This window comes from Streptomyces sp. NPDC050509, from assembly GCF_044457965.1.
In the GTDB taxonomy this organism is placed as follows: domain Bacteria; phylum Actinomycetota; class Actinomycetes; order Streptomycetales; family Streptomycetaceae; genus Streptomyces.
In genome coordinates, this window is sequence record NZ_JBITHL010000002.1 from 368,886 (window position 1) to 384,201 (window position 15,316).

13 protein-coding genes and 1 pseudogene are annotated in these 15,316 nt (G+C 70.7%); 8 read left to right on the forward strand and 6 right to left on the reverse strand.

The features are described 5' to 3' along the window. Window positions 1-39: 39 nt before the first annotated feature. The 3 genes and pseudogenes from ACIBJC_RS06970 to ACIBJC_RS06980 all read left to right on the forward strand — a co-directional run. A complete protein-coding gene (locus tag ACIBJC_RS06970) occupies window positions 40-918 on the forward strand; it encodes a carbon-nitrogen hydrolase family protein (protein WP_399289004.1) in 879 nt (292 codons plus the stop codon). Next, window positions 912-2,285 (forward strand): APC family permease, encoded by a 1,374-nt coding sequence (locus ACIBJC_RS06975; RefSeq protein ID WP_399289007.1) that lies wholly within the window; start codon window positions 912-914, stop codon window positions 2,283-2,285. Before ACIBJC_RS06970 ends, ACIBJC_RS06975 begins: the two co-directional genes overlap by 7 nt. Before the next feature lie 126 nt (window positions 2,286-2,411). After that, window positions 2,412-2,764 (forward strand): annotated as a pseudogene (locus ACIBJC_RS06980) (aldo/keto reductase); the annotation flags it as partial. A 112-nt stretch (window positions 2,765-2,876) separates the two neighbouring features. On the opposite strand, the gene ACIBJC_RS06985 reads toward ACIBJC_RS06980, so the two are convergent. The 4 genes from ACIBJC_RS06985 to ACIBJC_RS07000 all read right to left on the reverse strand — a co-directional run bounded on the left by ACIBJC_RS06985 (window position 2,877) and on the right by ACIBJC_RS07000 (window position 6,216). Next, window positions 2,877-3,446 carry an SDR family NAD(P)-dependent oxidoreductase gene (locus ACIBJC_RS06985; protein ID WP_399289010.1) on the reverse strand — a complete coding sequence of 190 codons (570 nt, stop codon included), beginning with the start codon at window positions 3,444-3,446 and terminating at the stop codon, window positions 2,877-2,879. Window positions 3,447-3,597: 151 nt separating this feature from the next. Then, entirely contained in the window at window positions 3,598-4,200 is a 603-nt protein-coding gene (locus ACIBJC_RS06990) for a dihydrofolate reductase family protein (RefSeq protein WP_399289013.1), read from the reverse strand. Beyond that, complete coding sequence (locus tag ACIBJC_RS06995) at window positions 4,197-5,081, reverse strand: metalloregulator ArsR/SmtB family transcription factor (RefSeq protein WP_399289016.1); 885 nt, start codon at window positions 5,079-5,081, stop codon at window positions 4,197-4,199. The genes ACIBJC_RS06990 and ACIBJC_RS06995 overlap by 4 nt, the downstream gene beginning before the upstream one ends. A gap of 82 nt (window positions 5,082-5,163) precedes the next feature. Then, window positions 5,164-6,216, reverse strand: coding sequence for a LacI family DNA-binding transcriptional regulator (locus tag ACIBJC_RS07000; RefSeq protein ID WP_399289807.1), 1,053 nt, complete (start codon window positions 6,214-6,216; stop codon window positions 5,164-5,166). Window positions 6,217-6,498: 282 nt separating this feature from the next. Between ACIBJC_RS07000 and ACIBJC_RS07005 the strand changes: the two genes are divergently transcribed. The 4 genes from ACIBJC_RS07005 to ACIBJC_RS07020 all read left to right on the forward strand — a co-directional run bounded on the left by ACIBJC_RS07005 (window position 6,499) and on the right by ACIBJC_RS07020 (window position 11,667). After that, window positions 6,499-7,869, forward strand: coding sequence for an extracellular solute-binding protein (locus ACIBJC_RS07005; RefSeq protein WP_399289019.1), 1,371 nt, complete (start codon window positions 6,499-6,501; stop codon window positions 7,867-7,869). 23 nt (window positions 7,870-7,892) lie between these two features. Next, complete coding sequence (locus ACIBJC_RS07010; protein WP_399289022.1) at window positions 7,893-8,843, forward strand: carbohydrate ABC transporter permease; 951 nt, start codon at window positions 7,893-7,895, stop codon at window positions 8,841-8,843. A gap of 2 nt (window positions 8,844-8,845) precedes the next feature. Continuing rightward, complete coding sequence (locus ACIBJC_RS07015; protein ID WP_399289025.1) at window positions 8,846-9,745, forward strand: carbohydrate ABC transporter permease; 900 nt, start codon at window positions 8,846-8,848, stop codon at window positions 9,743-9,745. 101 nt (window positions 9,746-9,846) lie between these two features. Continuing rightward, entirely contained in the window at window positions 9,847-11,667 is a 1,821-nt protein-coding gene (locus ACIBJC_RS07020; protein WP_399289028.1) for a glycoside hydrolase family 2 protein, read from the forward strand. Window positions 11,668-11,791: 124 nt separating this feature from the next. On the opposite strand, the gene ACIBJC_RS07025 is transcribed toward ACIBJC_RS07020, so the two are convergent. Then, complete coding sequence (locus ACIBJC_RS07025; protein ID WP_399289030.1) at window positions 11,792-13,567, reverse strand: RICIN domain-containing protein; 1,776 nt, start codon at window positions 13,565-13,567, stop codon at window positions 11,792-11,794. A gap of 230 nt (window positions 13,568-13,797) precedes the next feature. Here ACIBJC_RS07025 and ACIBJC_RS07030 point away from each other — a divergent pair, with 230 nt between their 5' ends. Beyond that, window positions 13,798-14,724, forward strand: a complete 927-nt coding sequence (locus tag ACIBJC_RS07030; protein ID WP_399289032.1) for a phosphotransferase — start codon at window positions 13,798-13,800, stop codon at window positions 14,722-14,724. Window positions 14,725-14,773: 49 nt separating this feature from the next. Here ACIBJC_RS07030 and ACIBJC_RS07035 read toward each other — a convergent pair whose 3' ends face one another. Then, entirely contained in the window at window positions 14,774-15,283 is a 510-nt protein-coding gene (locus ACIBJC_RS07035) for a cupin domain-containing protein (RefSeq protein WP_399289034.1), read from the reverse strand. Window positions 15,284-15,316: the final 33 nt, after the last annotated feature.

Below are 15,316 nucleotides of genomic sequence, written 5' to 3' on the forward strand. Positions count from 1 at the left end.
TCTCCTCGAACAGTTCCTTCGATTGGCTGGTGTTCCCGCATGGCCCGCCCCCTTCCCCTGATCCTCGCCCAGGCGCCCGGCCGCCCGGCCGACGACCTCGCGGGCTTTGCCGCCGACGTGGAGCGGCGCGTGAAACTGCGCGCACCCGGCGCCCTCGTCGTCTACCCCGAACTGCACCTCGGCGAGAGCGCCCCCGGCGTCCCGGCCGCCCCACAGGAGGGGGCCGGGACGCTCGACGGCAAACGCGATGCGGCCTTCGCCGAACTCGCGGGGGACCTGGGCATCTGGCTGGTGCCCGGCAGCGTCTACGAGCGAGGCACCGGCGACCGCGTCCACAACACGGCACCGGTCTATTCACCACAGGGGGAGCGCCTTGCCGCGTACCGCAAGGTCTTTCCGTGGCGCCCGTACGAGACGACCACACCCGGTAACCGGTTCGAGGTCGTCGACCTCGCAGGGGTCGGCCGCATCGGACTGTCCATCTGCTACGACACCTGGTTCCCGGAGATCTCCCGCCATCTGGCCTGGATGGGTGCCGAGCTGATCGTCAACGTGGTCCGCACGACGACGAGCGACCGCACGCAGGAAGTCGTCCTCAACCGCGCCAACGCCATCACCAATCAGGTCTTCGTCGCCAGCGTCAACTCTGCCGCCCCCTCCGGGATCGGCCGCAGCCTCGTCATCGATCCGCAGGGCACGGTGCGCGCCGAAACCGTCGACGCGGGCGACTCCACCCTCACCGACGTGATCGACCTCGACGAGGTCAGCAACGTCCGCCGCTACGGCACGGCCGGTCTCAACCGGATCTGGGAACAGTTCCGCCCCGGCGACCCGGCCCTCGAGCTCCCGCTGTACGGGGGCCGCATCGACCCCGCCACCTGGAATCCCGCCCACTCCACCGAGGAGCCACGATGTTGAACAGCGAGACCACAGAGAGCACGATGAGACTGAAGGGCGACCTGAGCCTCCTGTCCGTCGTCCTGTTCGGCCTGGCCTACATCTCCCCCGGCATCGTCGTCACGATGTTCGGCGTGGTCGCCGCCACCAGCGGCGGCGCGGCCCCGACCGCGTTCGCCATCGCCACCCTCGCGATGCTGCTCACCGGGCTGAGTTACGCGAAGATGGCGCGCGCCGTGCCCGGCGCGGGGTCGGTCTACACCTACGCCCGCAAGATGCTCGACAGCCGCATCGGTTTCCTGTCCGGCTGGGCGATGCTGCTCGACTACTTCTTCATTCCGATGGTCGGCTGGCTGATCACGGCGATCTACTTCAACGCCCAGTTCCCTGAGATACCCAAGTGGATCTGGCTGATCGTCTCGGTGGGCCTCACCACCGCCGTCAACGTCTTCGGCATGAAGCTCGCGGACCGCGTCAACAAGGTCCTGATGTTCATCGCTCTGGGGTCGCTGGTCCTCTTCGCCACCCTGTGTGTCGTCTTCCTCGGCAAGCACGGCTCCTCCGCCCCCGCCACGGACGCCCTGTGGAACTCCGGCACTTCGATCGGCGCGGTCACGGCGGCCGCAGCCATCGCCGCGTACTCCTTCCTCGGCTTCGACGCCGTCTCCACGCTGGGCGAGGAGGCCAGGGGCGGGGCGAGGACGATCGGCCGCGGCATCATCGGCTGCGTCATCGCCGCCGGAGCGATCTTCATCGTGCTGTCCTTCGTGATGCAGCTGGTCCATCCTGGCGCGAAGTTCGCCGACGTCGACGCGGCCGCCTACCACCTGAAGGTCCAGGTCGGCGGCACAACGTACGCCGAGATCATCAACTTCGTCACCATCGCCGGATCCATCGCCTCCTGTATCGCCCTGCAAGCCTCCGCCGCCCGCCTCATGTACGTCATGGGACGCGACGGCGCACTGCCCAGGGCCGTCTTCGGCAACCTGTCGAAGAAGACCGGCACGCCCGTGCCGAACCTGCTGCTGATCGCGGCCGCCGGTGTCATCGCCATGAAACTCGACCTGACCACAGCCACCTCGTTCATCAACTTCGGCGCCTTCCTCGGCTTCACCCTGGTGAACGTCTGCGTGATCGCCCACCTGGTTCGCGAGCGCAGACATGGCCGCACCCCCCACCTCTTCTCGTACCTGGTGATGCCGGCCATCGGCGTCGGCGTTTCCCTCTACCTGCTCACGAAGCTCGGTCACGTCGCACTCCAGATCGGCGGCGTCTGGCTGGCGATCGGCGTCGTCTACCTGGCCGTCCTGACCAAGGGCTTCCGCCGGCCCGCACCGGAGATGACCTTCGACGACGACACCGAGGCCACGGACGCAGTCACCGCGTAGCTTCCCTCCTGATAGTAGGAGCTCGTAACGCGATCATGGTCGGGTCTTCCTGAGGCGTCACCAGCAGATGAGGCTGCAGGTCAATGAGACGAAGGCGTCGTGGAGTTCGAGGCGTCGCTCCCATCGCTCGGCCACGGCCTGCTGACTGGGCAGATCCGTACCGTCGACGACTTCGCCGACGACGACTGGCGCAAGACCAACCCGCGCTTCACCGGCGAGAAGTTCCAGCGCTACCTGCGCATCGTCGACGAAGTACGGACCATCGGCGCCGAGATCGGCGCCACTCCGGCCCAGGCCGCGCTGGCATGGCTGCTGACCCGCGGCGACGACATCGCCCCCATCCCCGGAACCGCCGAGTCTCGCGTGTCGAGGAGAACACCGCCGTCGGCGGTGTGGAACTCAGCACCGAACAGCTCGACCGCCTCACACCGGCCGAAGGCGAACGCCACGACGAGGCGAACCTGGCTAGCATCGACCGCCGTTCGCCCCCGGATCAGGGGGCGGCGCCGGCCTGGACCGGCAGCGCGCCGCCCCCTGTACACACCCCTCCGCGAAGCGGCGCGGATGGACCAAGCAACCGGGTGCAGGGGGTTATGGCGTGATCTGCTGCGATGTTGTGGTGCTGCGGGGGAGGGGGATGCCGAGGTTGACGACGGGCCGCCGAAGGCGCCGTGCGGTTTCGTTTCTCTTGGCTCGCAGGAGGGAGAGGGTCAGGTCGATGCCTTCGGTCTCGCCCCGCCAGCCTGCCGTTTCGGCCCGGGTCCGGCGGTTGATGAGATCCTTTTCGAGGTGATCGAGTCGGCTAGTCCGGAAAATGACCATGAGCATCGCCGAGAGGGACCCGGCGTCGCCCTCGTCGAACGCCCCCTTCACGCCGAAGCCGGCGTTGCTCACCAGCAGGCCGACGTCCAGTGACTTCACCGCGTCCAGGATCTCCCCGGCCGCTGCGGGATCCGCCAGATCGACCGGCAGTGCCGAGGCGTGGACGCCGTGGGTGTCCCGCAGTTCTTCGGCGAGTGCGTGCAGCCGATCGCGGCGACGGGCGACGAGCACGACATCGAGTCCCCGGTCGGCCAGTTGGGTGGCGAACGAGCGGCCTATGCCCGAGGAGGCCCCGGTGACGACCGCCACCGGCCCGTACCGCTGCGCGAATTCATCCATGCCGCGTACTCCCTCTGTCCTGGGCGCCGTGGCCGTGGCCTCGGGGCCGACTCGACGTCGGGCACAGTGAGTCTTGGGTTCGGGATCTAAGTCAAGCGAGTGGCTTACCCGCGCGGTTGTCGGTGTCTCCGGCGCTGCCACCTGCCCCGGCTCAGCGCACCCGGTCGTAGACGAGGGCGAGTGTGCCGTGCTCGCCCGCGGCCTGGCTGACGAGCGTCCACTGCCCGGCGGGCAGACCGTCGTCGAAGAGGCGCGGCCCGCCGCCGAGGACGACCGGAAAGACCGTGAACGCCAGTCGGTCGACCGCGTCGGCCGCCAGCAACGCCTTGATGACGCTCGCGCTGGAGAGGACGAGAATGTCGCCGCCCCCGGTCGCCTTGAGGTCCGCGACCACCTCCGCGGTCGGCTTGTCGGCGATCGTCGTCCGCTCCCACGGCGCCTCGCCGAGGGAGGCGGAGAGAACCACCTTGTCGGTGTCGACGAGCCACTTCGCGAAACCCTCGTCGCGCGGGTCCGCGCCCTCCATGCCGATGACGGTGGGCCAGAAGCCGAGGAATCCCTCGGCGTTGACCCGGCCGAGCAGGGCCGTGGTCGCCGGCTCCCAGAGGCTGGTCAGGTGGTCGCGGGCGACGTCGGAGACGGCGTACGGCATCACCCAGCTCATGTCCTGGGGGTTGTCCGGCGCGGCGTAGCGGCCGTCCAGGGAGAGGGCGATGTTGGTGACGACTCTGCGGCCTGCGGTCTGCTCTGTCACTGCGTGCTCCTTGAGTCGGTGGCGTGCTCGGTGCCGGTGCTGGCACCGGTACCGGTGGTGTGGTGCGGGTGCGCGGAGAAGGCCGCCGCGAGCTTGTCGAGGCTCTGGCCGAAGCCGATCTCGATGCCTGCGACGAAGTCCGCGGAGTCGACCGTGCTGTCGGTGATCCGCCAGTGGACGTCGAGGTCCGTGCCGGTGTCGGTAGGTCTGAGGCCGAGGTCGACGTGGGCGGTGAAGGCGAGGGCGCCGTCGGGCAGGAGGGGGGAGAGCCGGTAGGCCAGGCGCTCGCCGGGGCGTATGTCGTCGACGACCCCCTCCGCGCGCCCGGCGACCGGGTCGGATCCGCCGGTGTCCTCGGCGTCGCGGTACTCGTGGACGATCCGGCCGCCCGGCCGCGCCTCGAAGACGAGCTCGGAGACGCGGAGATCGTCGGGCGTCCACCATCGGGCGAGCAGGGGGGCCTCGGTCAGATGGCGCCACACCAGCTCGGGTTGCTCCGTCAGTGAGCGGAGGAACGTGAACGAGCGGCCGTCGGCCCACCCCGACGCGTCCGCGGCGAGCCGCTCCGCCTGGAGGCTGAGCCCGTAGCGGTCGTACGTCGCGTGCGGTCCGGCGGCCTGGTCCGCGGTGTCGGCGAGCCGGCTGAGCGCGACCGCGAGATCCCGCAGGGCGGCGGGTCGCAGCGCGTAGACGCGGCGCTGGCCGGTGCGCCGGGAGGTGACGACGCCGGCGCGCTCAAGGGTTTGCAGATGCTTGGTCGTCTGCGGCTGGCGGGCCTCGGCGAGCTGGGCCAGCACCCCGACCGGGCGGGGCCGTTCGGCCAGAAGGCCGACGAGCCGCCAGCGGGCCGGGTCGGCCAGTGCGGTGAGGAGTGCGTCCATGGGAGCCAGTATTCCTGGCAACGAATATTCGTGTCAAGGAATAGTTTGGCCGAGGCTGAGCCACAACCCCTTCCTGTGCGGATCAGTGGCGCGCGCCCTCGGTGCTCTCGCGCAGGACGAGACGGTGTGCCACGACGCGGTCCTGTGGGGACAGGGGGGCCGCCGCCGTCTCGTCCGCCCCGTCCCGGGGCCGGGTCGCCTCGTCGATGCGGTGCCGCAGCAGTTGTACGGCGACCTTGGCCACCGCCCCCTTGTCGGGGGCCACGGTGCTCAGGGTCGGTACGCTGAACCGCCCGCCCTCCACGTCGTCGAAGCCCATCACGGCGACGTCCTCGGGCACCCGCACGCCGTGCTCGTGCAGCGCGTGCAGCGCGCCCAGAGCCAGTTGGTCGTTGAGGCACAGCAGTGCGTCGGGGCGGGCGCCGGTGCTCAGCACCCGGGTCACCGCGTCGGCCCCGTCAGGCATCCGGAAGGCCTCCACGGGCAGCAGCGCCGCCGCGTCGAAGGCGATGCCCGCGGCCGACAGGGCCGCGCGGTAGCCGCGGGTGCGCGCCTCGGCGGTGCCCAGGCCCGGCTCGTCCCGGCCGCCGATGACCAGGATGTCGCGGTGGCCGCGGGCGATCAGATGCTCGGTGGCCTCCCGCGCGGCCTGTTCGTTGTCGATGGCCACATGGTCCGCGCCCTCCTCCAGCAGCTCTCCCAGCAGGACCGTAGGCGGTGACCCGGCGTTCTCGCGCAGGTCGTCGGAGGTGAGCGCGAGCGGACTGAGGATGATGCCGTCGACGAAGTCGGAGCCGAACCCCGACAGCGCCGCCAGCTCGTGCCGGCGGTCCCCGCCGGACTGGTGGACCAGCACGGTCAGCGAGCACTGCTCGGCCGCGCGGATGACGTGGCGGGCGAGTTCGGCGAAGTACGGGACGTCCAGTTCCGGTACGACCAGGGCGATGACACCGCTGCGCCCGGTGCGCAGATGGCGGCCCGCCAGGTTCACCCGGTAGCCGAGCTCGTCGATGGCCTCGCGGACCACACGCCTGGTCCGGTCGGACACATGGACGTAGTCGTTGATCACGTTGGAGACGGTCTTCTCCGACACGCCCGCGTGCCGTGCGACGTCCTTGATCCTGGGTCGTGCCACCGTCATCTCCCCCTGCCACTTGCGCACCGCCGAGTCTATGCCGTGGCCGGCCGCGCCGATCACGGCGGCATCCGGCGCGGCCTGGCCTTCCGGCCGTACGGCGGGCCCCTGCGGCAAGCAGTGCCGCACCTCTTTACAGCCGTTGTACATCGATGTAAAAACATGGCATCGCGCCGGTCGCCGGAGCGGTGCCCACCCCTTTCGGCGGTGGGCCGCCACCGGTTGCCGATGCCGGTGGCCGCCGTCAACCGGCATGGTCGACCGGCCGTCGAAAGGTCCGTGATGAGTTCTTCTCCACCTGCCCCCGGGCCGCGGCCCGCGCTCACACCCCCGCCGGCGGCGGGCATGAGCCGCCGCGGCCTCCTGCGTTACGGCATGGCCGGCGCCGGCGCCGCGCTGCTCGCCTCCGGCCTGACCGGCTGCGCCTCGCCGGCCGGGTCCGCCGATGCCTCGGCCCTGAAGGTCTGGGACCTCTTCCAGGGCGGGGACGGCATCTTGATGAACGACATGATCAAGGCCGTCTCCACCGCCCCCGACGGCTTCGCCGTCGACCGCACCATCCTGGAGTGGGGACCGTCCTACTACACCAAGCTCGCCATGTCGGCCGCCGGAGGCCGGGCGTCCGACGTGGCCGTCCTCCACCTCTCCCGACTGGCCGGATACGCCCCCGGCGGACTGCTGGACCCCTTCGACCTGGACCTGCTCGCCGAATTCGGCTGCGGCGAGGCCGACTTCACCCCGGCCGTCTGGAAACGGACGCGGTACGAGGGGACCGTGTACGCGATCCCGCTGGACGTCCACCCCTTCATCGTCTTCTACGACCGTGACGCCGCGGACAAGGCCGGCCTCCTCGACCCCTCGGGCGAACTCGCCCCGATGGGTTCCCCCGAGGCCCTGCTGGACGCGGGGAAGGCGCTCGCGAAGGTCACCGGCGGCTCGGGCATCCTCTTCGGCCATGTCACCGACACCGCGCAGTGCTGGCGGCAGTTCGCCGCCCTCTACGCCCAGACCGGCGCCTCCTTCACCCTGCCCGACGGCGGCGCGCCCGAGATCGACACCGACGCCGCGGTCCGGGTCGTGTCGTTCATGCAGCGGCTCTTCGACGGCAGGACCAACCCCAACAACCTCGACTACTACGGTGCGATGGCCGCGTTCCTCGACGGCCGCGGCGGGATGGTCATGCTCGGCGAGTGGGAACTGCCGGCCCTGCGCAAGTCGGGCATCAATCTGGGGGCCGCCCCCTTCCCGCAGGTCTTCGACCGCCCCGCGGTCTACACCGACTCCCACAGCTTCGTCCTGCCGCATCAGGCCGACCCCGACCCCGCGCGGCGCCGCGAGGCCCACCGGTACGTCGCGCAGATGCTCAAGCAGAGCCTCACCTGGGCGAGCGCCGGGCACATCCCCGCGTACCAGCCCGTACTGGGCCGTCCCGAGTACGCGAAGCTGCGCCCCCAGTCGTCCTACGCGGACGCGGGCGAGGTGGCGGTGCTCGACCCGCCGAACTGGTTCGCGGGAGCGGCCTCGAACTTCCAGAACCGCATGTGCCAGCCGCTCCAGGCGGCGCTGCTCGGCAACACCTCGGCCGAGAAGGCGGTGCGGCAGATGGTCCGTGAGGCGGACGCGCTGCTTCGGCAGCCCAACCCGGTGGCCTGACCGGAGCACAAGGAGCTACAGACGTGACAACCACCGTACCCACCGGTACCGCCGTGCCCACCGGCACGCCACCGTCCACCCCTCCCCGCCGCCGGCTGCCCTTCCGTACCAAGGACGCCGCCGGCCGGAGCGACGGCCTGCTCTTCGTGCTGCCCTTCCTGGTGCTCTTCGGCCTCTTCCTGGTCTGGCCCGTCGCCCACGGCGTCTGGATGAGCTTCACCGACAGCTCGCTCGCGCTGCGCGACACCACCTTCGTCGGGTTCGCCAACTACGCCGAGGCGTTCGGTGACCCGGACGTCTGGAGCAGCCTGGGCAACACACTCGTCTTCACTCTCATCTCGTGCGTCCCCCTGGTGCTCGTCTCCCTCGCGATGGCGCTGCTGGTCCACAGCGGTCTGGCCGGCCAGTGGGCGTGGCGCCTGGCGTTCTTCGCGCCCTACCTGCTGCCCGTCACCGTGGTGACCCTCATCTGGACGTGGCTGTACCAGCCGGACATCGGCTTCGGGAACGAACTGCTCGGCGCGCTCGGCATGGAGCCCGTCGGCTGGCTGTCCGACGAGTCGGTCGCCATGTGGTCCATCGCCGCCCTCACCGTCTGGTGGACCGTCGGCTTCAACTTCCTGCTCTACCTGGCCGCACTCCAGGCCCTGCCGGAGACCCTCGACGAGGCCGCCGCGCTCGACGGCGCGGGCGCCTGGCGACGGCTGTGGTCCGTCACCCTGCCCCAACTGCGCAGGACCACCGTGCTGGTGGCCATGCTCCAGATCCTGGCCTCGCTCAAGGTCTTCGACCAGATCTACATCCTCACCAAGGGCGGCCCCAACGGCACCACCCGTCCCATCCTGGAGTACGTCTACGACGTCGGGTTCACCGGCTACCGGCTGGGCTACGCCTCGGCCATCTCCTACATCTTCTTCGCGCTGGTGATCGTCATCTCCGTCGCGCAGCTCCGCTTCTTCCGCCAGGAGGACTGACCGTGTCCGCTACCGCAACTCCTGTGCGCCCGCGGCGCCGCGCGCCCCGCGAGGCCGGCGGCTCACCTATGCTCCTCGGCCCGGGACGGCTGCCGCGCGTCCTGGCCGGAACCGCGCTGGTCCTCCTGGCGACCGTCTGGCTGCTGCCGCTCGTCTGGGCGGTCGCCACCTCGCTCCAGAGCGAGCAGGACGTGGCGAAGCCGGGCCTGTCCCCGTTCAAGGGCGCCTTCACCCTGGAGTCCTACCGGCAGATCCTGGACCGCGGGAACGTACTCACCTGGGCCTTCAACAGCTTTCTCGTGGCCGGTCTGGTCACCCTGATCACCGTGGTGGTCTCCACGCTCGCCGCCTACGGTTTCGCACGCGGTACGTTCCGGGGCCGCCGGGTCCTCCTGGCCGTCACCGTCGCCGCCATCATGGTGCCGCCGCAGTTGCTCGTCGTCCCCCTCTTCGAGCAGATGCTCCTGTTCAACCTGGTGGACACGTACGCGGCGGTCATCCTGCCCCAAGTGGTGGCGCCGATGATGGTGTTCATCCTCAAGCGGTTCTTCGAGGGGCTGCCCCGGGACCTGGAGGACGCCGCCCGGATCGACGGCGCGTCCGAGGGCAGGGTCTTCCTGTCGATCGTCCTGCCGCTGTCCCGGCCCATCGTGGCCGCCGTCGCGATCTTCGTGTTCATCGGCGCCTGGAACAACTTCATGTGGCCGTTCATCGTCACCAACGACCCCGGCCTCATGACCCTCCCGGTGGGGCTGGCCACCGTCAAGGACTCCTTCGGCATCCTGTACGCGCAGTCCATGGCTTCCGCGCTGCTCGCCTCGCTGCCGCTGATCGTCATGTTCCTGCTCTTCCAGCGCCGCATCATCAAATCGGTGGCCACCACGGGTCTCGGCGGCACCTGACCCCGGCTGCCCCGGCCGACCCCGGCCGCTCGCGCGTTTACATCGATGTACATTGTGGGTCAGGTGACAGCGCCGCCCCCTCACACCGACTGGAGCATGTGTTGCCCACTTCCTCCGTGCCGCGCCCCGAGTACCCGCGGCCCCAGTTCGTCCGTGACGACTGGCTCAACCTCAACGGCACCTGGCAGTTCGAGACCGACCGAGGAGACAGCGGCCTGGAACGAGGCCTCCTGGACCGCGCCCTGACCGGCGAGATCGTTGTCCCCTTCCCGCCCGAATCGGAGCTGTCCGGCATCGGCGACACCGATTTCCTGGAGGCCGTGTGGTACCGGCGGGTACTCACCCTGCCCCCCGAGTGGGCCGGACGCCGGGTGCTGCTGCACTTCGGTGCCGTCGACCACGACACCACCGTGTGGGCCAACGGCACCGAAGTGGCCCGCCACCGGGGCGGGTTCACTCCGTTCACCGCCGACCTCGGTGACCTCGCGGGCTCCGGCGAGGTCACCCTCACCGTCCGCGCCCGCGACCCGCGGTCGGGCCCGCAGGCCCGGGGCAAGCAGGCCGTCCAGTACGCCAACCACGACTGCAACTACACCCGGGTCACCGGGATCTGGCAGACCGTGTGGCTGGAGCCCGTCCCCGACCTCCACCTGCGGCGTCCGCGCGTCACCCCCGACCTGGCGGGATCGGCGTTCCATCTGGAACTGCCCCTCACCGGCAACCGGCCCGGCCACCGGGTGCGCGCCGTCCTCACCGACGACGACGGAGAGGTCTGCCGCGCGGAGGCCCGCGCCGATCTCGACCTCGCACCGCGCCTGCACCTGCCCGTACCCGAGGAGCGGCTCCGTGCGTGGGGCCCGGAGGATCCGCATCTGTACGACCTGCGGATCGAACTCCTCGACGCGGCGGGCGAGGTGACCGACAGCGCCGAGAGCTACGCCGGCCTGCGGGCCGTGGGCATCCGGGGCAAGGCCGTCACCCTCAACGGGCGGCCCCTCTTCCAGCGGCTGGTGCTCGACCAGGGCTGGTACCCGGACGGCCTGATGACCGCGCCGACGGACGCCGCCCTGGTCCACGACATCGAGCTCGCCATGGCGGCGGGCTTCAACGGGGCGCGGCTGCACCAGAAGGTCTTCGAGGAGCGCTTCCTCTACCACGCGGACCGCCTCGGCTACCTGGTCTGGGGGGAGTTCGGCGACTGGGGCTGCGAGACGGGTGGTTCGTCGGGCGACAACCAGCAGCCGGACGCCTCCTACACCGCCCAGTGGCTGGAGGCGCTGGAACGCGACTACTCGCACCCCTCGATCATCGGGTGGTGCCCGCTCAACGAGACGTACCAGAAGCTGCACGACCGCATCACCCAACTCGACGCCGTGACCCGGGCGATGTACCTGGCCACCAAGGCCATGGACACGACCAGGCCGGTCCTCGACACCTCCGGATACGCCCACCGGGTCATCGAGACCGACATCTACGACTCCCACAGCTACGAACAGGACCCGGCCGCCTTCCAGCGCCAGATGTCGGGCCTGGCCAAGGACGACCCGTACGTCAACACCCATGAGAGCGGCGCCGCCTACTCCCTTCCGTACCGGGGCCAGCCCTACTTCGTCAGCGAGTTCGGCGGCATCTGGTGGGACCCCGCCGCGGCCGCCGCGTCGTCCGGCGAGGACCGGACGGAATCCTGGGGATACGGCGAACGGGTGCGCGACGAGGAGGAGTTCCACGCGCGGTTCGAGGGGCTCACGGGCGTCCTGCTGGACGACCCCGCCATGTTCGGCTACTGCTACACCCAACTGACCGACGTGTTCCAGGAACGCAACGGCGTCTACCGGTTCGACCGCGGCGCCAAGCTGGACGTCGAACGGATCCGCGCCGCGCAGATGCGTCCGGCCGCCATCGAGGAGCAGGACCCCTCGTAGGGGCCGCCTCGTAGGGGCCGCCTCGCAGGGGTCGCGTCGTAGGGGGCCGCGTCGCAGGGCCGCCCCGCCTCACGCCAACGCCTCCCCGGCACGTGCCGGGGAGGCGTTGGCGTACCCGAGTTGGTCAGACCCGTCGCAGATGCCAGAGCTGGGGCTGGAGGCCGTTGCACGTCCACTGGCGCACATCGGCACCCGGTACGCGCGAGCCCTCGGCCACGTCCAGACACTGACCGCTGGACCGGGCGACGAGCCGGTAGGAGCCGCGGCCGACGTTCTCCAGCCGCCAGTCCTGCGCGGCGGCCCCGTTGCAGTACCACTGACGCACATCGGCGCCCGGCGTCTGCGAGCCGTCCCTCACGTCCAGGCAGTACCCGCTGTTGCGGCCGGTGAGGGTGAAGTGGTTGCCGCCACGGGCACGCAGGGTCCACTCCTGCGGCCCGAGGCCGTTGCACGTCCACTGCTGTACGTTGCCGCCCGGCAGCCGGGAGTCCTCGGCCACGTCCAGGCAGTGCGCGCTGTTGGCGTTCACGAGCCGGTACAGGGCGCCGTCCGCCACACCGGCCGCGTCCCCGCTGCCGATGATCCCGGCGGTGGCGTAGTAGGGCTTGCAGACGGTGCCGTCCCAGTCGGTGGCGATTTCGAGGACCTGCCTCCCGTCGGCCGAGGGGAGCAGCGGCGAGCTGTAGTTCTGGCAGTAGTTCGCGGTCGGGTTCGCCACCCGCACCGGCGACTCGATCTCGTACCAGGGCCCGGTGCCGTTCTCCGTGTTGGCGAGGATCGTACGTCCGCTGTCCGCCGCCGCGGTGCCGTCACGGTTGAGCAGTTGCTGCCCGATCAGCAGCAGCCGGCCGTTCGGTCCGCCGTCCGGCGCGGGTGCCCAGGCGACGGTCGGCGCGGCCCGGAAGTACCTGCCGTCGACCGTCTCGGGACGGAACCCGAGCGAGGCGGGGTCCCCCCAGTTCCAGCCGTCCGCCGAGGTCCGGTAGTGGACCACGCACTGGTACTGGCCGCCGGGGTTGCAGATCTCGTAACTCATGAAGTACGTGCTGTTCGGCAGCTTGCGCACCATCGGCATCCCGGGCCGGTCGGGCTGCCGGCCGCTCGCCACCGTGTCGCGCCGGTCCTGCCAGTGCACCCCGTCGTAGCTGCGGGAGGCGGACAGCTTCTGGCTGTGCCCGGCGTCGGTCTCGTCGGCGTAGTGGCAGACGAGCGCCCCGTCGGCCGCGACGGAGAACTCCGGCTCCCAGAGCCCGCCCGTCCCGCTCGCGGTGGCACAGGACGACAGGTAGGACCAGGTGCGGCCCACGTCGTTGCTGCGCCAGACGCGCAGGGACATCCGCCGGTTCGGCTCGTCCTGTCCGGCGGACGCCGCCCAGAGGAGCGTGCCGGCCGGCAACGCGCCCACTTGCCGGGGGAGTTCGAACAGGGTGCCGCAGCACTGCCCCTGGCCCGCGGACGACTCCGGATCGGCGACCTTGCCGACCTCACGGAAGACCGAGCCGTTGTCCGTGCTCTCGTGGAAGGCGGCGATGCCGTTGTCGCCCTCGAAGGTGGTGACGCTCGCGAGTACGCGTCCGTTCGCGGCGCCGTTGTGCGCGAGCCGGACGGCCCGGGGATACAGCCCGGTGCCGTTGCGCAGCGGCGTACCCGTGGCGGCGGGGGCGGCGTCCCGCACCGCGGCGCCGGAGGTCCCCGCCGTACCGGCGGCGAGAGCGGGGGAGGCGGGCACGAGCAGGGCGAGGCTCAACGCCCCGGCCACCCCCAGCAGGAGGGCACGGGCTCTTCGCCGGGGGAGGCGGCCGTCGTCACGGGAGCGGGCCGGGGGAGCGGGGGTGGGGGACAGGCCGCGCGAGAGGGGGCCGAGGGGCCTGCGGAAGAGGGGATGGCGGAGACGGAACACGGAGCTCCTTCCTGGGGGCGCACTGGATGCGAGCGCCAGAGTAGAGCCGCTTGTACATCGATGTACACAGACGTGCGTCACCCTTTTTACATCGATGTACAAAAGACGGTGACGTTCTCGGTACGCGGCGGCCCTGATCCCGTAAGCCCATGTGGCGACGGTGCCTTGGCGCCACTCGGTGGTGAGATTCCGGTGACGGCGAGCCCGTGTGCTCCTCAGGATCGGATCTTGTGTTCTCCCGCCCTTCCTTCATCAGCGACGCGGCGGTCTCCCGCGCGATCGGTACCCACTGGCTGCCCGAGGTCGCCGAAATCGACTACCTGCCCCTGGGGTTCGGCGCGCACCACTGGCGGGCGACCGGTGGCGGTACGACGCTGTTCGTGACACTGGACCAGTTGGCGCCCCGGCACACCGCGGCGTCGCTGGAGTCCGCCTACGCCGGAGCCGCCGCACTGGCCGTCGCCGGTCTGGACGTGGTGTGCGCGCCGCTGCCCGCCCGGTCCGGGCGGTTCACCGTCGATGTCGGAGCCGGTGTGCTCAGTGTGACGCCGTGGTGGGACGGGCGGTCCCCGACCGAGGCGGAGGCGGCCGAGCCGGAGCACATCCGTGAGGTCGTCGCCGCGCTGGCCGCGCTGCACGGCGTCGTACCCCCCGACGGTCTGCGGCGGTGGGCTCCACGGGTCGGCCCGGAGTTCGCCGACGAGTTGCGGGCCCGTACGGCACGCACCTGGACGTCAGGACCGCTGGCGGAGGAGGCACGGGTCGCGATCGCCGCGCGTGAGAACGCGATCGGCCGCTGGACGGGCCGGTACCTCGACCTGGCGGACATCGCGCTCTCCCGCCGCGACTCCTGGGTGCCCACCCACGGCGAGCCACACCACGGCAACCAGGTCGTGGGCGCCCGCGGGCTGCGGCTGGTCGACTGGGAGTCGCCGGCCCTCGCGCCGCGCGAGCGCGACTACGCGGACCTGCTCGGGGCCGGTGCGGGCGAGTACGTGCGCCCCGACCCGGCGATGGCCGAGCTGTTCGCGCTCGACTGGCGGCTCTCCGAGATCGCCGAGTACGCGGGCTGGTTCGCCGCCGTAGACACCGGTACCGACGACGATCGCATCGCCCTGCGCGGGCTGTACGAGGAACTGTCGGTCACCCCGGGCTGAAACGGGTGGGCGGCCCGCCCGCGATCCGGCGTGGTCACCGTCAGGCCCGTCAGGCCTCCTCGGCCGGAAGCGCGTACAGATGGGGCAGGTTGACCACGACCGCCTCCTGGGTGCTGCGGGCGATGACCACCACGGCCTCCTCGGTGAGGTCGGGGTTCTCCTCCCGGTGCGGCACGAACGGCGGGACGAAGACGTAGTCACCGGGGGAGGTGCGCAGACGTACCTCCTGGGGTTCGTCACCCGAGTCGTCCAGGAAGACGAACTCGGGGTGTCCGCCGACCACATGGATGGCGGTCTCGGACGCGCCGTGGTGGTGGTCGGAGGAGGAGGTCCCGGGGGCCACCAGGGTCTGGCCCATCCACAGCTTCTCGGAGCCGACGGTCCTCCCGCTGATCGCGGCGAACCTGCGCATGCCGCCGCTCTGCGCGGTGTCGGCGTCCAGGGCGTCCGCGCGGATGTGGTGCAGACGGGTGCGCAACGATGCCGCCGGGCGGCCCTCGGTGTCGTGGAGATGCGGGTGGAAACCTTCACCCGGGGTGGTCGTCGACGGCTCGCTCATGGCATGGACGCTAGGGCGGCTGCCAAAAGGATG